12 protein-coding genes are annotated in these 15,768 nt (G+C 74.2%); 10 read left to right on the forward strand and 2 right to left on the reverse strand.

Annotated elements, in window-relative coordinates; genetic code table 11:
- Positions 1 to 5: 5 nt before the first annotated feature.
- The 9 genes from ABZ576_RS13335 to ABZ576_RS13375 all read left to right on the forward strand — a co-directional run bounded on the left by ABZ576_RS13335 (position 6) and on the right by ABZ576_RS13375 (position 10,494).
- On the forward strand, positions 6 to 1,622 hold the full coding sequence (locus ABZ576_RS13335) for an Hsp70 family protein (protein ID WP_360739499.1): 1,617 nt from the start codon (positions 6 to 8) through the stop codon (positions 1,620 to 1,622).
- Positions 1,623 to 1,632: 10 nt separating this feature from the next.
- The gene (locus ABZ576_RS13340; protein ID WP_360739501.1) at positions 1,633 to 2,043 is read left to right on the forward strand and encodes a DUF1257 domain-containing protein; all 411 of its coding nucleotides are present in this window, start codon (positions 1,633 to 1,635) and stop codon (positions 2,041 to 2,043) included.
- 805 nt (positions 2,044 to 2,848) lie between these two features.
- Positions 2,849 to 3,583 (forward strand): hypothetical protein, encoded by a 735-nt coding sequence (locus ABZ576_RS13345; protein WP_360739502.1) that lies wholly within the window; start codon positions 2,849 to 2,851, stop codon positions 3,581 to 3,583.
- Between the two features lie 358 nt (positions 3,584 to 3,941).
- Positions 3,942 to 4,280, forward strand: a complete 339-nt coding sequence (locus ABZ576_RS13350; RefSeq protein WP_360739503.1) for an antibiotic biosynthesis monooxygenase family protein — start codon at positions 3,942 to 3,944, stop codon at positions 4,278 to 4,280.
- A complete protein-coding gene (locus tag ABZ576_RS13355) occupies positions 4,277 to 5,164 on the forward strand; it encodes an NAD(P)-dependent oxidoreductase (protein ID WP_360739504.1) in 888 nt (295 codons plus the stop codon). Before ABZ576_RS13350 ends, ABZ576_RS13355 begins: the two co-directional genes overlap by 4 nt.
- Positions 5,161 to 6,189, forward strand: a complete 1,029-nt coding sequence (locus ABZ576_RS13360) for an amidohydrolase family protein (protein WP_360739506.1) — start codon at positions 5,161 to 5,163, stop codon at positions 6,187 to 6,189. Before ABZ576_RS13355 ends, ABZ576_RS13360 begins: the two co-directional genes overlap by 4 nt.
- Positions 6,186 to 7,427, forward strand: a complete 1,242-nt coding sequence (locus ABZ576_RS13365) for a cytochrome P450 (RefSeq protein WP_360739507.1) — start codon at positions 6,186 to 6,188, stop codon at positions 7,425 to 7,427. The genes ABZ576_RS13360 and ABZ576_RS13365 overlap by 4 nt, the downstream gene beginning before the upstream one ends.
- Before the next feature lie 143 nt (positions 7,428 to 7,570).
- Positions 7,571 to 9,943, forward strand: a complete 2,373-nt coding sequence (locus ABZ576_RS13370) for a SpoIIE family protein phosphatase (protein WP_360739508.1) — start codon at positions 7,571 to 7,573, stop codon at positions 9,941 to 9,943.
- 77 nt (positions 9,944 to 10,020) lie between these two features.
- Entirely contained in the window at positions 10,021 to 10,494 is a 474-nt protein-coding gene (locus ABZ576_RS13375) for a hypothetical protein (RefSeq protein WP_360739510.1), read from the forward strand.
- Between the two features lie 77 nt (positions 10,495 to 10,571).
- On the opposite strand, the gene ABZ576_RS13380 is transcribed toward ABZ576_RS13375, so the two are convergent.
- Together ABZ576_RS13380 and ABZ576_RS13385 are read right to left on the reverse strand one after the other, a co-directional pair.
- A complete protein-coding gene (locus tag ABZ576_RS13380; RefSeq protein WP_360739511.1) occupies positions 10,572 to 12,641 on the reverse strand; it encodes a SpoIIE family protein phosphatase in 2,070 nt (689 codons plus the stop codon).
- A 300-nt stretch (positions 12,642 to 12,941) separates the two neighbouring features.
- Positions 12,942 to 14,207 (reverse strand): vanadium-dependent haloperoxidase, encoded by a 1,266-nt coding sequence (locus ABZ576_RS13385; protein WP_360739513.1) that lies wholly within the window; start codon positions 14,205 to 14,207, stop codon positions 12,942 to 12,944.
- 617 nt (positions 14,208 to 14,824) lie between these two features.
- Here ABZ576_RS13385 and ABZ576_RS13390 point away from each other — a divergent pair.
- Complete coding sequence (locus ABZ576_RS13390) at positions 14,825 to 15,718, forward strand: serine protease (RefSeq protein ID WP_360739514.1); 894 nt, start codon at positions 14,825 to 14,827, stop codon at positions 15,716 to 15,718.
- Positions 15,719 to 15,768 lie beyond the last annotated feature (50 nt).

A 15,768-nucleotide genomic window follows, 5' to 3' on the forward strand; every position in this document is an offset into this window, starting at 1 on the left:
ACCCCATGACCACCCGCATCGGCATCGACTTCGGCACCGCCAACACCGTGGTCGCCGGCTGGGACCACGCCTCGGACCGGGGTGAGCCCATCCCGCTGGAGGGGCTCGACCTGCTGCGCGGCGGCAGCGGGGGCGTACGTCAGCGGGTCGTGCCCTCACTGATCGCGTTCGCCGTGGACGGGGAGCGGCGCTGGACGGGCGCCGCCGTCGCCCGGGACGCGGCGTTCTGGGACGACCCGGCGGTGGCCGTCTTCCAGTCCACCAAGAGCAGTGTCACCGGGCAGTCGATCGACATCCCGCGCGCCGTGGGCGACCGCCGGATCAGCAACCGGGACGCGGCCACCCAGTTCCTCGGGGACGTGATGGCCGCCGCCTCGCTCGCCGTCGGCACGGACGACCTGGAGATCGTGGCGACCGCTCCGGTGGAGTCCTTCGACACCTACCGGGACTGGCTGGTGCGGGAGGTCGGCGAGACGGCGGGGCTGAGCAGGCTGCGCGTGGTGGACGAGGCGACCGCGGCCGCGGTCGGTTACAGCGCCCGGCTCAACCCGGGGGACGCCTTCATGGTGTTCGACTTCGGCGCCGGCACGCTGGACATCTCCGTGGTACGGGTGCAGGAGCCGGCCGAGACCGGCGGCGGGGCGGGCGTGCGGGCCATCGCCAAGACGGGAGCCGACCTCGGCGGCAATCACATCGACGCGCTCATCGCCCAGCACGCCGCCGACACCACCGGTGTGCCGCTGGGCGACACGGCGGCCTACAACCGCGTCTTCCGCCGGCTGCTGCGCTCCGCCGAGGCGGCCAAGACCGCGCTCACCCAGGCCACGACCGCGGTGGTGGAGGCGACCGATCCGGAGACCGGCGAGTCGTACCGCATGGACCTCTCCCGCGGTGACTTCGAGGCGCTGCTGCGGGACCGGGACGTGCTGGGCCGGGTGGGCAGGGCACTGCGCAGGGCGCTCGACGGCGCGGCCTCGGCCGGCTACCCGGCCGAGGAGATCTCCCAGGTGTTCCTGGTCGGCGGCTCCAGTCTCATCCCGGCCGTCCAGGAGCTGCTGCGCTGGCAGTTCCCGCCGGAGGTGCTGCGGGTGGACCGCCCCTTGGAGGCGGTGGCCGCCGGGGCCGCCGGCATCGCGGGCGGCTACGAGCTGCACGACCACATCCAGCACGACTACGCCATCCGCCACGTCAACCGTGACACCGGCGCCTACGAGTTCGAGACGCTGGTCCGCGCGGGCAGCGAGTACCCGACGGCGGACCCGATCCGCACCCTCACCATCAAGGCCATCCGGGACGGGCAGCGCAATCTGGGCCTGGCCATCTACGAACTGGCCCACGCCACCTTCCGGGACGCGGGAGCCGACCTGGAGATCGTCTTCGACGCCGACGGCGGTGCCCGGGCCGTCGGGGTCACCCCGCAGCACCGGCAGGAGAAGTCCCAGCTGTGGCTGAACGAGGACAACCCGACCTTCCTGGAGGCGCGGCCGCCCGCCCGCGCGGGGGCCGACCGCTTCCGGTGCGACTTCCGGATCGACGCGCACAAGCGCCTCACCGTCTCCGCCTTCGACCTGGAACGCCGTGTCTGGGTCCTCGACCGGCAACCCATCGTGCGCCTCGCCTGAAGGAGTCCCCATGTCCCACTACACCCGCGTCCGCACCTCGCTGAAGGACCAGGACACCCTCGTCCGCGCCCTGCGGGCGCTCGGCTTCGACGAGGTGGAGAGCCACGACGAGCCGCAGGCGCTCATCGGGTACCAGGGTGACCGGCGCAGCCAGCGGGCCGAGGTGATCATCCGGCGCCGGCACGTCGGTTCGGCGAGCAACGACCTGGGCTTCGCCCGCACCGCCGACGGCGAGTTCCAGGCCATCATCAGCGACTACGACCGGCGCCGGTACGACGCGGCCTGGCTGCGCCGGCTGACGCAGACGTACGGCCGCGAGAGCGCGCTGGCCTTCGCCGAGGAGCACGGCTACGAGGTCCTCACCGAGGAGACCGACAAGGCGGGCAACGTCCATCTGACACTCCGCCGCAGCGCGCTCTGACCCCGAGCCGCGAGGGGCCTGGCCACTTCGAGCCGCGACGGGCCTGGCCACTCCGAGCCGCGACGGGCCTGGCCGCTTCGAGCCGCCGGGCCCGCGATGCCCCGTCCCCGGGTGGCCCGGCGGCAGGCCGCCGGGTCGAAGCGGGGGCCCGGGGGTGCCCGGGGTGCCGGCCCGGCCGACGCGCCCCGCAACCCCGCAACCCCGCAGCCCCGCAGCCCCGCAGCCCCGACCGGACGTGATCCACATCACGGGGAGAACCGCGGAATCGAGGCAACCCTTTGCGCACGCTACGGGTCACCTATGCGTACGTTTTCGGCCACCCCTGTCTCCGAGGTTCGCATGACGTTCCGCCGCTCCCCGGCTCCCACCGCCGCGACGGCCGCCACGGCACCAGCCGTCCCGCTGGTGCCGTCGGCCGCCCACGCGTGCGACCGGGACGGAGTATCACCCGGCCGGCGAGCGGACCACCGCGCGGAGCTCTGAGGCTGCGAGGTGCGGGAGCTCCGGCCTTCCGGAGCTCCCGCGCCCGCCCCCGGCAGGGGCCCGTCGGCCGCTCCCGGTCCTCGCCGTGCGGCCTTCGGCCACGGCATTCCCGCCCGCACACGGTGAACGCCCCATGCGGGGCGTCGCCTTGACCCGTCCCGAGTGAGAGGAGACCCGCGCGCATCCCCGCGGTGCCCGACGTCCCCCGGCCGGCTTCCGGCCCGCCGTCCGGCTCCGCGACGCACCCGCCCGCCCGGGGCGTGTGCACCCCCACCCCTCGCCGCCCCGGCGCGGCACAACGCAACTCACGTCTAGGACTCCCATGCGTCTCCCCTCCCCCGCCCTCAAGGTGCTCGCCGTCGCGGCCCTCCCGCTGGCCCTGACCGCCTGCTCCTCCGACTCCGGCACCTCCTCCTCCGGCGGCACCGCCTCCGCCACGTCGGCCAAGCCGGAGAACGCCGACGCGGGGCTGCTGACCGGTGCCCAGCTGAAGAAGGCCCTGGCTCCCGCGTCGTTCTTCCCGTCCGGGTTCGCCATCGACCCGAGCGGCAGCCGGGACACCGGGGACGAGTTCCAGACCCAGGCCACCAAGAGCGCCGCCAAGCCGCGCTGTGCCGACCTCGGCGCCACGGGCTGGATCGGTCTGACCGGGATCGACGGCGTGTCGTTCGCGCAGAACTCCTACATGAACGCCGACCAGACCGCCGAGCTCGACCAGGAGATCGACGTCTACCGCGGCTCGACCGCGACCGAGGTCATGAAGGGCCTGGCGAAGGTGGTCGCCGCGTGCCCGAGCTACCCGGACTCCGACACCGGCGGCAAGGTGAAGGTCACCGGCGTCGCGACGAAGGGCCTCGGGGACGAGGCCTACACCATCACGCTGACCAACCCCGCCTGGGAGGACGGCACCACCCTGGTCGCCGTCCGCGTCGACACCGCCGTGGTGAGCGTGCTGTCGACGTACGGCGGCGAGAACGGCGCCGCGGGCGCGCAGAAGCTGGCCGCCCACCTCGCGCTCTCCGTCGAGAAGGCGGACAAGTCCGCGCAGCAGGGCTGACAGCCCGTCGGCGGGGCGGCGCCCCTTCGCCCCGCCGGCGCTCCACCACACCGGTCCTCTCCTGCCCGCGCCGGGACCACACCAGACCCCTCCTCCCCGCGCCGGAGGCCCACCGGCTGTCCACTTCCGGGTGACCGGGTCCGCGCTAAACGGGTCCGCCGGGATGTGACCCGTTCGCGGTAGGCCGTCCGCGCCTCGCCGTCGGGTGACGCGACCGTCCCGCACTCACCCGAAGCGAGTAATGACGGAACGTGAACCCCTTGTGCCCACTGGGTCCTCCCCCATTCGGAGTTGCAGCCGTCCGGGCGACATGAGTCCGTGGGATGCGTGTCCCGCCGGATCTCACTCAGGAGGAGCCATGGGCACCGACCACAAGGGCCGATCGGCCGACAAGCTGGGCGTCGTCTTCGCCGTCAGGGTGATCGAGGGTGGCGAGCAGGGGTTCCTGGATCTGTACGAGCAGCTCCGCAAGTCCGTGTCCAACACCCCCGGTCACATCGTCGAGCGGCTCGGCGAACCCGCCGACGACTCCCGTCAGTGGGTGATCACCAGCGAGTGGCAGAGCGCCGAGCACTTCTTCGCCTGGCAGCAGAGCGAGGAGCACCGTGAGCTGGTGGCCCCGCTGCGCCAGTGGGTCGACCAGCGGCAGTCGCTGCGGTTCCGGGTCGTCAAGGAGACCAAGGGGGTGTCGTCATGACGCGCCCCCAGAGCAGCCCCGTCGCCGTCCTCGGTCTCGGCGCGATGGGCACCGGCCTGGCCGTGCGCCTCCTCGACCAGGGCGTAGCGGTCCGGGTCTGGAACCGCACCCCCGAGCGGACCGCTCCGCTCGCCGAGGCCGGCGCCTACGTCGCCTCCCACCCCGCCGACGCCGTCGCGGGCACGAGCGCCGCCATCTGCGCCGTGGCCGACGGCGAGGCCCTCGGCGCCGTACTGCACGGCAGGGGCGGCGTGCTGGCCACCGACCCCTACCCCGGTGTGCTGATCTGCGCCAGCACCGTCTCCCCGGAAGAGGTCGTGCAGATCGCCGGGGACGTCCCCAAGGTCCTGGACGTCGGCATGCTCGGCAACCGCGACCACGCCCGCGACGGCGAGCTGCGGCTCTTCGTCGGCGGCCAGGAGGCCGCGTTCACCACCGCGCGCCCGCTGCTGGAGACGCTGGGCAAGGAGGTCGTCCATCTGGGCGCACTCGGGTCCGGCATGCGGATGAAACTGCTCCTCAACCTGCTGATGGGCGTCGAGGTGCAGGCGCTGGCCGAGGCGAGCGAGCTTGCGGCCGCCTGCGGACTCGACCGTCAGCTGGTCCTGAAGACCATCGCGGGCAGCGGATTCGCCTCGCCGGTGATGGCATTCAAGTCGCGGCGGCTGGCCGCCGGGCGCTTCGAGGAGCCGGACTTCCGGCTGCGGCTGATGGCGAAAGACCTCATGCTCGCTTCCAAGCAGGCAGCGGCAGTCGGCCTGAGTCTGCCGTTGGCGACCGCCGCGGCGGAGACCCACGTCCGCGCCACCGAGCAAGGACTGGGTGACCAGGACTGTGCCGCGGTCGTCCGCGCACTCGCACCGAAACCGGGAACCGACACGTGATCATCGACATCCACGGGCACCTGTCCCCGCCCGAGGCGGCCAAACGCTTCCCCATGCCCCCCAGCCTGACCGACGTCGACGGCATGCTCGCCGCTCGCGCCGAGGCCGGGATCGACCTCACCCTCATCGGCAGCCCCGTCGGGGCCGGTGCGATGGCACGGGTACCGGGCGTCGACAACTACGCGCAGCCACGCGACCGGCTGCGTGCCTTCCACGCCTGGATGTCCGGCCTGATCCGCAGGTTCCCGGACCAGTTGCGCGGCTACGTCTTCGCGAACCCGTTCGGGGACGACGATCACCTCGAAGGGGTGCGGGAGACGCTGGCGGACCCCGCCTTCGTCGGTCTGATCACCACGTCCAGCGTCCACGGGGAGCTGCTCGGTTCGCCCCGCGCGGACTCCTTCTTCGCGCTGGCCGCGGAGGCGGGGGTGCCGGTCCTGGTGCACGCTCCGGCCGAACCGGTCGGCACGGAACGGGTCGAGGGGATCGGCTTCGTGGAGCAGATCGGCCGGTTCGGCGACGTCACCCTGGGCATGGCCCATGTCGCGTTCGCCGGATGGCTGGACAAGTACCCCGGTCTGCGGCTGATCGGCGCGACCGGCGGCGGCGCGATGGCGCTGCTGCCGGAGCGGCTGCAGACCGCGGCGCGCCCCCGGCACTGGGCCGGGGGCGCGCCGCCCCCCGGCCGGCCCACGCCGGCCGGCTCCGCACCGGCCGGCGCCCGCCCGCCGGCCGGGAGGCCGGACGCCGGGCCGGCGGCGCCGCCGGAGCCGGCGGCCGACCCGGTCGCGGCGCTCCGGCGCATGTACGTCGACACGAGCCCGTTCAGCCCGGCGCACCTGAGCCTGAACGCGGAGGTGCTGGGACCCGAACGGATGCTGTTCGGCACCGACTCGCCGCCGATGGCGGCACCGCTGGAGGACTTCGTCCACATGATCGAGAAGCTGCCGGTCGACAAGGCGGCCCAGCAGCGCATCCTCGGCGGCAACGCCGAGGCCCTCTTCGACCTCGGGAGCCGGTTGTGACCACCATGCAAGAGGCCGTCACCGCAGCCGAACGGTGCACCCCGGAGTTCCGGCGCGATCCGCACGCGGTCTACGCCCGGCTCCGCGACGAGGCGCCGGTCTGCCCGATGAGACCGCCGCACGGCAACGAGACGTACCTGATCACCCGGTACGAGGACGCGCGGGCCGCGCTGGCGGATCCGCGGCTGAGCAAGGACATGTACGGCGCCATGGACGCCTACCGGAGGATCTTCGGTGACTCCTCCATCGCGCTGGACGACAACATGCTCAACTCCGACGCGCCCAAGCACACCCGGCTGCGCCGGCTGATCAACTCCGCGTTCACCCCCAAGCGCGTGCAGGCGCTGCGGCCCCGGATCGAGGAGATCGTCGAGAACCTCCTCGACGACTGCCCGACCCGGGAACGCGTCGACCTGCTGCCCGCGTTCGCCTTCCCGCTGCCGATCATCGTGATCTGCGACCTCCTCGGCGTGCCGGCCGCGGACCGGTCGCGGATGCAGCGCCTGTCCACCACGGTGGCGCAGACCGGTTTCGGTGAGGAGGCCAAGCGGGCCCAGCAGGAGGCGGAGGAGGGTCTGCACGCGTTCTTCACGGAGCTCATCGCCGCCAAGCGCACCCGTCCGGGTGACGACCTGATCAGCGCGCTCATCGCGGCCCGGGACAACGACGGCGGGCTCACCGAGAACGAGCTGGTCTCCACGGCGTTCCTGCTGATGTTCGCCGGTCACAAGACGACCGCCTACCTCATCGGCAACGCCGTCCACCATCTGCTGTCCCGCCCGGCGCAGCTGCGCGCCGTGCGGGAGGACCCGGAGCTGATCCGTGCGGCGGTCGAGGAACTGGTGCGCTACGACGGCTCCGTCGAGAGCGCGACGTTCCGCTACGCGACCGAGGACGTCGAGTACAGCGGGACCCTGATCCCCAAGGGCGCCCTGGTCCAGATCGCGCTCAGTTCCGCCAACCGCGATCCGCGGAAGTTCGACGCGCCGGACCGGCTGGACGTGAAGCGGCCGGGGAACGCACAGGACGCGCACCTGGGATTCGGGCACGGCAGCCACTACTGCCTGGGTGCCCCGCTGGCCCGCCTGGAGACGCAGCTGGCGCTCACCCGCCTGTTCGAGCGGTTCCCGCGGATGACGCCGGCCGACCCCGCCGGCGGTCCGCGCTGGCTGGAGGTCCCCTTCCCGGCCTTCCGCGGCCTCGCGGAACTGCCCGTCGTCCTCGACCCCGCCGGGTGACACCCCGCCGCGGCCGTCCCCGCCTCCCGGTCCGTCCTCACCCTGCCGGGCCGGGCGCGGCGGACGGCGGTGGCGGTCCCGCGTGCGGTTGTCGTCCGCCGTGCGGCACGGGATGCTGAGGGAGCACGAAGGGAAGCGGTGCCATGGATCGTTTTCCGAAGGCGCCCGATGTCGATTTCCACAGCCCCCTGGACCTCTCCAAGGCCGCCGCCGCGGTGCTCGACGACGAAGGCCGGGTATCCGGGTGGGGAGCCTCGGCCCAGCGCCTCCTCGGGCACGCACCCGAGGACGTGCTGGGCCGGCCGGCCGAGCGGCTGCTGGCGGCGGGCACCGGGCAGCGGCCGCCCGCCCTCTGCGGGGCGCGCGGGCCCCGCCTCACCGTGCTGGACCTGTGCTGCCGGGACGGGCACACCGTGCGCGCGGCCGTGACGTTCAGCCCGCTCGCGCACCGGGGCGCCGCCGCGACCGTCGTGGTCGCGGCCGAGCTGGAGGCGCTGCGCGGCTGGGAGGCGCAGCTTGCGGTGCTCCAGGGACTGGCGACCGAGTCGCCCGTCGGCCTGACGGTCTTCGACACGGACGGGCGCGTGGTCTGGGCGAACGTCTCCACCGATCTGGAGCTCGCGGGGATCGGCCCGTACATCGGCCGGCCGGCCGCGGACCTCTTCCCCGAGGGCGAGTTCATCTCCCGTCACCACCCGCCGGACGAAGAGCAGGTGATGGAGCACGTACTGACGACGGGGGAACCGATCATCGGCATGCACTACCGCGGGCGGGCCCCCGCCGACCCGGTGCGGGAGCACGTCTGGTCCTGCTCGTACCACCGGCTGCTGGACGCCCGCGGCGAACCGCTCGGACTGTTCGAGGAGTCCCTCGACATCACCGACCGCTACCGCGCTCAGGAACGCCTGTCGCTGCTGGTGCGGGCGGGGAAGCGGATCGGCGCCTCGCTGGACGTGCGCCGTACGGCCGCGGAGCTCGCCGACGTGGCGGTACCGCAGCTCGCCGACGAGGTGCTGGTGGACCTGCCGCCCGCGGTCATCGACGGGCGGCAACCGCCGACGGGCTCGGCACCGGGGCACGGTCTGGTGCGGATGCACGGCCGCACCCCCGAGGAGTTCCGCACCACTCCCGTCTCCTACCCGCCCTCGTCGCCGCAGGCGCTGAGCCTGGCCACCAGCCGCCCCGTGGTCGACGCCTCACCGCCCGAGGCTGCGGGCGCGGCGGACCCGGCCGCCCCGCACTCCTGCCTCTTCGTGCCGCTGCTCACCCGCGGCGCGGTCCTCGGCCTCGCCACCTTCCGGCGCAGCGGCAACCCCGACCCGTTCGGCGCCGAGGAGCAGGCTCTCGCCGTGGAACTGGCCGAGCGGGCCGCCGTCGGCATCGACAACGCCCGCCGCTACACCAGCCAGCACTCGGCGGCCCTGGTGCTCCAGCGCAGCCTGCTGCCCCAGCACCTGCCCGAGCAGAGCGCGGTCGACGTGGCGTACCGCTACCTGCCCGCCGACAACCGGGTGGGCGTGGGCGGCGACTGGTTCGACGTGATCCCGCTGTCGGGTGCCAGAGTGGGCCTGACCGTCGGTGACGTGGTGGGCCACGGCGTGCACGCGGCCGCGACCATGGGCCGGCTGCGCGCCACCGTACGGACCCTGGCGCTGCTGGACCTGGATCCGGCCGAGCTGCTCACCCGGCTGGACGACCTCGTCGCGCAGGACACGGAGTGCCGGGCGGACGGCGAGCCGGGCGCCGAGGCGCTGGGGGTGACCTGCCTGTACGCGATCTACGACCCGGTCGGCGGCCGGTGCGTCTGGGCGAGCGCGGGCCATCCCCCGCCGATCGTGGCCGACGCGAGCGGCTCGGTGGCCCTGTCCGCGCTGGCCCCGGGGCCGCCCCTGGGGCTCGGCGGCCTGCCGTACGAGAACGTGGAGCTGAGCCTGGCCGGCGGCAGTGTGGTGGCGCTGTTCACGGACGGCGTGGTGGAGGACCGGCACACCGACATCGACAGCGGTATCGACCGGCTGGCCCAGGTGCTCACCTGGCAGCGGTGCCCGGTGGAGGAGCTGTGCGACCGGGCGCTGTCCACCCTGCCGCCGGGACCGCAGGCGGACGACGCCACGCTGCTCCTCGTCCGCACCCGGCGGCTCGACGCCGACCACGTGACGGACCTGGAGCTGCCGCCCGACCCGGCGATGGTGGCGCACGCCCGCACCGCCACCGAGCGCCAGCTGGCGGCCTGGGACCTGTCCGCACTGTCGTTCACCGCCGAACTCGTGGTGAGCGAGCTGGTCACCAACGGCATCCGGTACGCCTCCGGTCCGGTCGTGCTGAGGCTGATCAGGGACCGCTCCCTGCTGTGCGAGGTCTCCGACAACGCGCACACCGCCCCGCACCTGCGGCGGGCACGCCGGGACGAGGAAGGGGGCCGCGGCCTGTTCCTCGTCGACCAGATGTCCCGGCGCTGGGGCACGCGGTACACCGCCTCCGGGAAGACCATCTGGGCGGAGCTGGCCATCCCCTAGACGTCGCCGCGCGTGGGCGGCGGCCCGTTACGGGGGGCGGGTCCGCCGGCGGGGGCCGTCTGGGCACAATGGGCCCCATGGCCGTAGACGAGGAAGCGGCGTTCACCCTGCCGCGCGGCGCCACCGGCTTCTGCCGGCCGACGGACGGACCGCTGCCGCAGACCGATCGGCGGATGTTCCGCACGGCGCTGCACGCGGCCGCCCGGGCGGCCCGGGGGCATGTGGGCGAGGTGTCGGAACGGACGTACCCCCGTACGTTCCACACCGCGGTCATCGAGGGAACCGCCGGGTGCGTCGTCCTGTGCCACGCACACCACCCCTGGATCGCGTTCGCCGCCGAACAGCGGGAGTGGTACACCGAGCAGTTCCTCGCACCGCCGCCGTGGGCCCACGTCTTCACCGACCTGGGCTTCGTCGTGCTCGATCGCGCGCGGCTGACTCTGCCGCTCGCGGACGTCGACACCTCGGTCCTGACCCGGGGCGAGTGGCGCCACGTCCGTCTGTACGGCATCACCACGCTGGGGGGCGTCCTCTTCAACGCGTGGGACTGACGGCTTCGACGCGGGGGACCGACGGCCGAGCGGCGTTCCGTGCCCGGCCCCGGAAGGGCGGGGCTCGTCCTCGATGGTCAGGAGTCGGCTCGGGCGATCAGGAGGGCGACGTCGTCCTCGCCGTCGGGGGAGCGCAGGTCGTCCAGGACGCGGTCGCAGGTGTCGTCCAGGTCGTGGCCGCGTGTCGCGGTGAGGGCGTCGAGGAGGCTGTGCAGGCGGGCGTCGATGGGTTCGCTGCGGGTTTCGACCAGGCCGTCGGTGTAGAGGATCAGTTCGTCGCCGGGGCCGAAGGGGACGGTGGCGGCCTCGAACGGCACTCCGCCGACGCCCAGCGGAGCGCCGGGCGGAAGGTCGAGCAGGTGCGCCGGCCGTCCGGCGCGCATCAGGGCCGGGGGCAGGTGGCCGGCCAGGCAGATCTCGCACTGGCCCCGGTGCGGGTCGTAGACGCAGTAGATGCAGGTGGTGATGGTCTGCTCGACACCTTCCGTCAGGTGGTCGAGGTGGTGCAGGGCCTCGGCGGGGGCGAGGTCGAGTTCGGCGAAGGCGCGGGCGGCGCTGCGGAGTTGTCCCATGGTGGCGGCCGCGTTGAGACCGCTGCCCATGACGTCGCCGACGACCAGGGCGGTCTTGTCTCCCTGGAGCGGTATGGCGTCGTACCAGTCGCCGCCGATCTCACTGGTGGCGCCGGCGGGCTGGTAGCGGCACGCGACCTTCAGCCCCGGCAGGTGCGTGGGCAGTTCGGGGAGCATGCTGCGCTGCAAAGTGAGGGCCGCACGGCGCTGTGCCTGGTATCCGCGGGCGTTGTCGATGCAGACGGCGGCCCGGGCGGCCAGCTCGCCGGCGAGGAGGACGTCGTCCTCGTCGAACGGCGCGGGGTTGCGGATGCGGGTGAGGTCGAGGGCGCCCAGCACCTCGCCGCGGGCCATGAGCGGCACGGCCAGATAGGAGTGCACGCCCGCGCGCTCCAGGAGGGCGGCGGCCGCGCCGTGGCGGGCGATGCGCTCCAGGTCCCGCCGGGTGGTGTGGGGCACCACGACCGGCCGGCGGGTGCGCACGCACCGGGTGATCAGGCGGTCGGCGTCGTAGGTGGCGAGCTCCCCCGGCGGGTCGGCCGCGTCGGCCACCTCGGTGGAGTGGGCCGCGACGACGGCGAGGGCGCGGAAGCGGGCCGGTCCCTCCTCCGGCGCGGTCCGGCCCTCCAGGGCGCTGTCGAGTACGTCCACGGCGGCCACGTCGGCCAGGACCGGGACGACGACCTCCGCGAGCTCGCGCGCCGTCGTCTCCAGATCGAGGGTGGTGCCCACACAGGCGGAGGCCTCGGCGATCAGGGCCAGCCGCTGCCGGGCCCGGGTCGCCTCCACCGTCGACCGATGACGCTCGGTGACGTCGATGACCGAGTAGGCGATGCCCAGCACCCGGCCGGCGGAGTCCTCCAGCCGGTAGTACGACACGGACCAGGCGTGGTCGTGGTCCGGGTCGTTCGGGGGACGGCAGACGATGTCCCGGTCCACGACCGACTCCCCCGTCTGGAGGACCCGGCGCAGACGTGCCTCGGGGTCCGTGTCGAGGAAGGTGAGGACCTCGCCGACGGGGCGGCCCAGACGCTCGGCGGCGGACTGGCCGGTGATGCGCTCCAGTGCGGGATTGACGGCCACGTAGCGCAGGTCGGTGTCCAGGATGGCCAGCCCGACCGGGGACTGGGACACCAGGCGCATGGCCAGGGCGGCGTCGCGTTCGACCCGCTCCACGGTGGCCTGGTCCGCGGCGAGGCCCAGGGCGTAGACGTCACCGAGGTCGTCCAGCAGCCGCATGTTGCGGAACTCCACCAGGCGGGTGCCGCCGTCCTTGTGCCGGATGGGGAAGGCGCCGGCCCAGTCGGTGCCGGACTCCATGACCTCGGCGAACAGCCGCATCACCTCGTCCTGGTGCTCCTCGTGCACCGTCAGCCGTGCCGCGTACTGGCCCAGGGCCTCCGCGGCGCTGTAGCCGAACAGCTCCTCGGCCTTCGGGCTCCAGAAGACGACCTGGCCCTCCGCGTTCACGACCACCGCGGCGACGCTGAGGAGATCGAGCAGGCCGCTGGGCGGCGCGGCCAGGTCCGCCACTGACCGGCCGCCGCCCGTTCGGGGGGATTCCGTCGTGCCCATGCCTCATCTTCCCTCCCGGTCGGCGCCTCGGCTCGCCGTGCCGGCGGTCGTGCCACCCCCGTCCATGGTCGGCCCGGACCGGGCCGGGGCACATCCGGAGCGGGGTACGGGCCGCCGCGTCGGCCTCCCCCGGCCCGGGCGCCTCCCCGGTCCGGGCGCCTCCCCGGCCCAGGCGCCTCCCCGGCCCAGGCGCCTCCCCGGCCCGGGCGCCTCCCCGGCCCGCTCCGCAGGGTCCGGCCGGCCGGGGCCGGCCCCCGCGGGCCGCCGCGTGAGCCGCCGCACCGGCCGGCGGCGCGGGGCCTAGGGCCGGCTCAGTGACAAGCGGGCGGCGTTGCGCAGGGCGTGCGCCGCGACCTGCCGGCCGAGAACGAGGCCGGCGTCGTCGGCGGAGCGGGTGTGGATGCCGGAGTACACACGGGCGTCCACGTTGTCCTGGGAGAGCCGGCTCCAGGCGGTGTAGGTGCGGGTCACCCCCGGAGCGGTGGGACTGGTCAGCTCGAAGGGTGCGGTGCGGGGCCCGGTGAGCGCCGTCAGGACCGTCTCCGCCGCGCCGGCGAAGCTGCTGTGCCCGCTCGGGTAGTCGGGGTGGGCGGGCGTGACGTGCAGCGGTGTCCACACGGGGTCGGGGTCGATCACGCCCGTACGGATGGCCGTGACCGGGCGCCAGCGCAAGTGGGCGTACTTGCTGTCGGAGGTGGCGATCTGGGTGTCCACGCAGGCGATGTGGAACAGGGCCACGAGCTCGGCCTGCGCGGCGGTCGACCGCGGTGCCCGGGCCAGGGCGATGCGCAGCGGCTCGGTGTACAGCGTCAGGGAGGAGCCGAACCAGAAGGTGGCGGTCTCGGTCTGCGACGGGGTGCGCACGGTGCTGTCCACGGCCCCGTACGCGCGGACCTCGGCAAGGTCGGCCCGGTAGCGCGCGGAGTCCAGCGCGGGCGGTGCGGGCAGCCGGTACCGGGCGGGGGAGTCCAGCAGGAAGGGCCGGGCGCTCCGGTTGCCGTACTGCGCGGCCGGGGCGTAACCGGGCGGGGTCGGCTGCCACACGCCGGGGGCCGCCGGGGGCACGGTGAACGGTGTGTTCACCGACGCCGGGTCGAGGCCGTCGCCCTCGCGCGAGGCGAGGACCAGCCGTGCCTGCCGCGCACCGGCCGCCTCGCCCTGCGACGTGGCCGGTCCGTCCGGAAGGCGGTCCAGCGTCGCGCGCAGCGCGGCGTCCAGTTCTTGGGCGCGGGACGGGAGCAGGGCCGCCAGGGAGTCGTGCACGGCGGTCGCGAGCGCCGCGTCCTGGAACGCGTGCCGGTCGACGCCGGGCGGCACCTCCCGGGTGGCCCGGGCGGCCGCGAGCCAGCCGATGGCCCAGGTGCGGCTGTTGGTGATCTGGGTGGCGGCGCCGGCCGCCGCGACGGCCGCGGCCGTGGTGTCGTACCAGTCGAGGGCCACGGACGGGCGGGGCCGCCGTTCGCCCGCGGCGGCGGCCGTGGCGGCCGGGACGGTGGTGCCGGCGGCCGGCAGGGCGGCCCAGCCCAGTGTCTTCAGGGCGGAGCGGCGGGTTCTGAGCGGGTTCACGGATCCTCCTTGACCGGGGCGCGCGGGGCGCGCGGTGCGGGTGGGCGCGGGATGCGGGTGGGTGCGCCGTGCGGATGGGTGCGGGGTGCGGGTGGGTGCGGGGTGTGGGTGGGTGCGGGGTGCGGATGGGTGCGGGGTGCGGGTGGGTGCGGTGGCGGGACGCGCCGAGCGCACGCGCACGCGCGGGAGACCGCCCTGGCGGGCGTTGGGCGTGGGGCGGCTGCGGCGAGCGGAGCGGCGTCAGCCACAGAGCGCGGCGGCGACACGCAGCAGATCGATGGCGCGCCGCCGGGTGAACCGCGAAGAGGTCCGCATGCCGGGGACGCTATCCGCGCTCCAACCCTCCGTCAACAACGCGCAGTTGAACGGCCGGCGGGGCACGGCGGCGGCCGGGGCGCCCTGTCGTGCGTGGCGCGGCGGGGCGTCGGGACGGCACGCGCCGGAGACGGCCCATCCGGTCCGCACCGCCCGGCGCCTTCGGGAACCTCCCTTGGCGAGTTGCCATCTGACAGGGCGGCATGCCGCCACCGACGGGACGGGTCGCACGTCGCTCGCCCGGTCGAGCGCCTCGCGCGTCCGGCGTCGTGGCGGCCCATCGGAGATTGGAGACACCCCCCATGCGTCTTTCGACCGCCCACAGAACCGCGACCCGGCGCATCGCCTCCGTGGCGATCGCCGCCGGTGCGACGCTCGGACTCGTCGGTACGTCCACCGGCATGGCCGACGCGGCGGCACCGGCCCGCCCCGGCCGCCCGGCCGCGCCCATCATCGGCGGCACCGAGAAGCCCGTCGGCGCTTACCCGTTCATGGCGGCGCTGCTGGCCAAGGGCCGGGGCAACCCGCACGACCGGCAGTTCTGCGGCGGCAGCCTGCTGGACCCGTACATCGTCATGACGGCCGCGCACTGCGTCGTCGGCACGCAGCCCAAGGAGCTCGAAACGGTCGTCGGCCGCACGGTGCTGTCCAAGAAGAACCAGGGCCACCTGCGCGACGTCGCCGACATCGTCGTCCACCCGCGCTACACCAAGGGCCAGGAGGCGTACGACATCGCGTTCCTGATGCTGGACAAGCCCGTCACCGGCACGGCACCGGTCAACCTGCCCACCGCCGGCACGGACGCCCTGATCCGCCCGGGCGCCAAGGCCACGGTCATCGGCTGGGGCAACACCGACACCGAGGTGCCGGAGTACCCGGACCGGCTGCGCGCGGTGGACGTCCCGATCGTGTCGCACATCGAGTGCAAGGCGTCGTACCCGGGCTACGACAAGAAGGTCAACGTCTGCGCGGGCGTCGAGGGCAAGGACTCCTGCCAGGGCGACAGCGGCGGACCGATGTTCCGGAAGCTGCCGGGCCGCCGCGGGGTGTACCAGATCGGCGTCGTGTCGTACGGCGACGGCTGCGCGGCCCAGGGCGCTCCGGGCGTGTACACGTACACCGGGTCGGCGAAGCTGTGGGACACGCTGGGCGAGTCCGTCAAGGGCAAGAAGGTCAAGCGCCTGCTCGGCCGCTGATCCGCCGAGGGGGTGCCCTGCCGTCCCGGGCCCGGGACGGCAGGGCACCC

This window comes from Streptomyces sp. NPDC013455, from assembly GCF_040632975.1.
Lineage (GTDB): Bacteria > Actinomycetota > Actinomycetes > Streptomycetales > Streptomycetaceae > Streptomyces.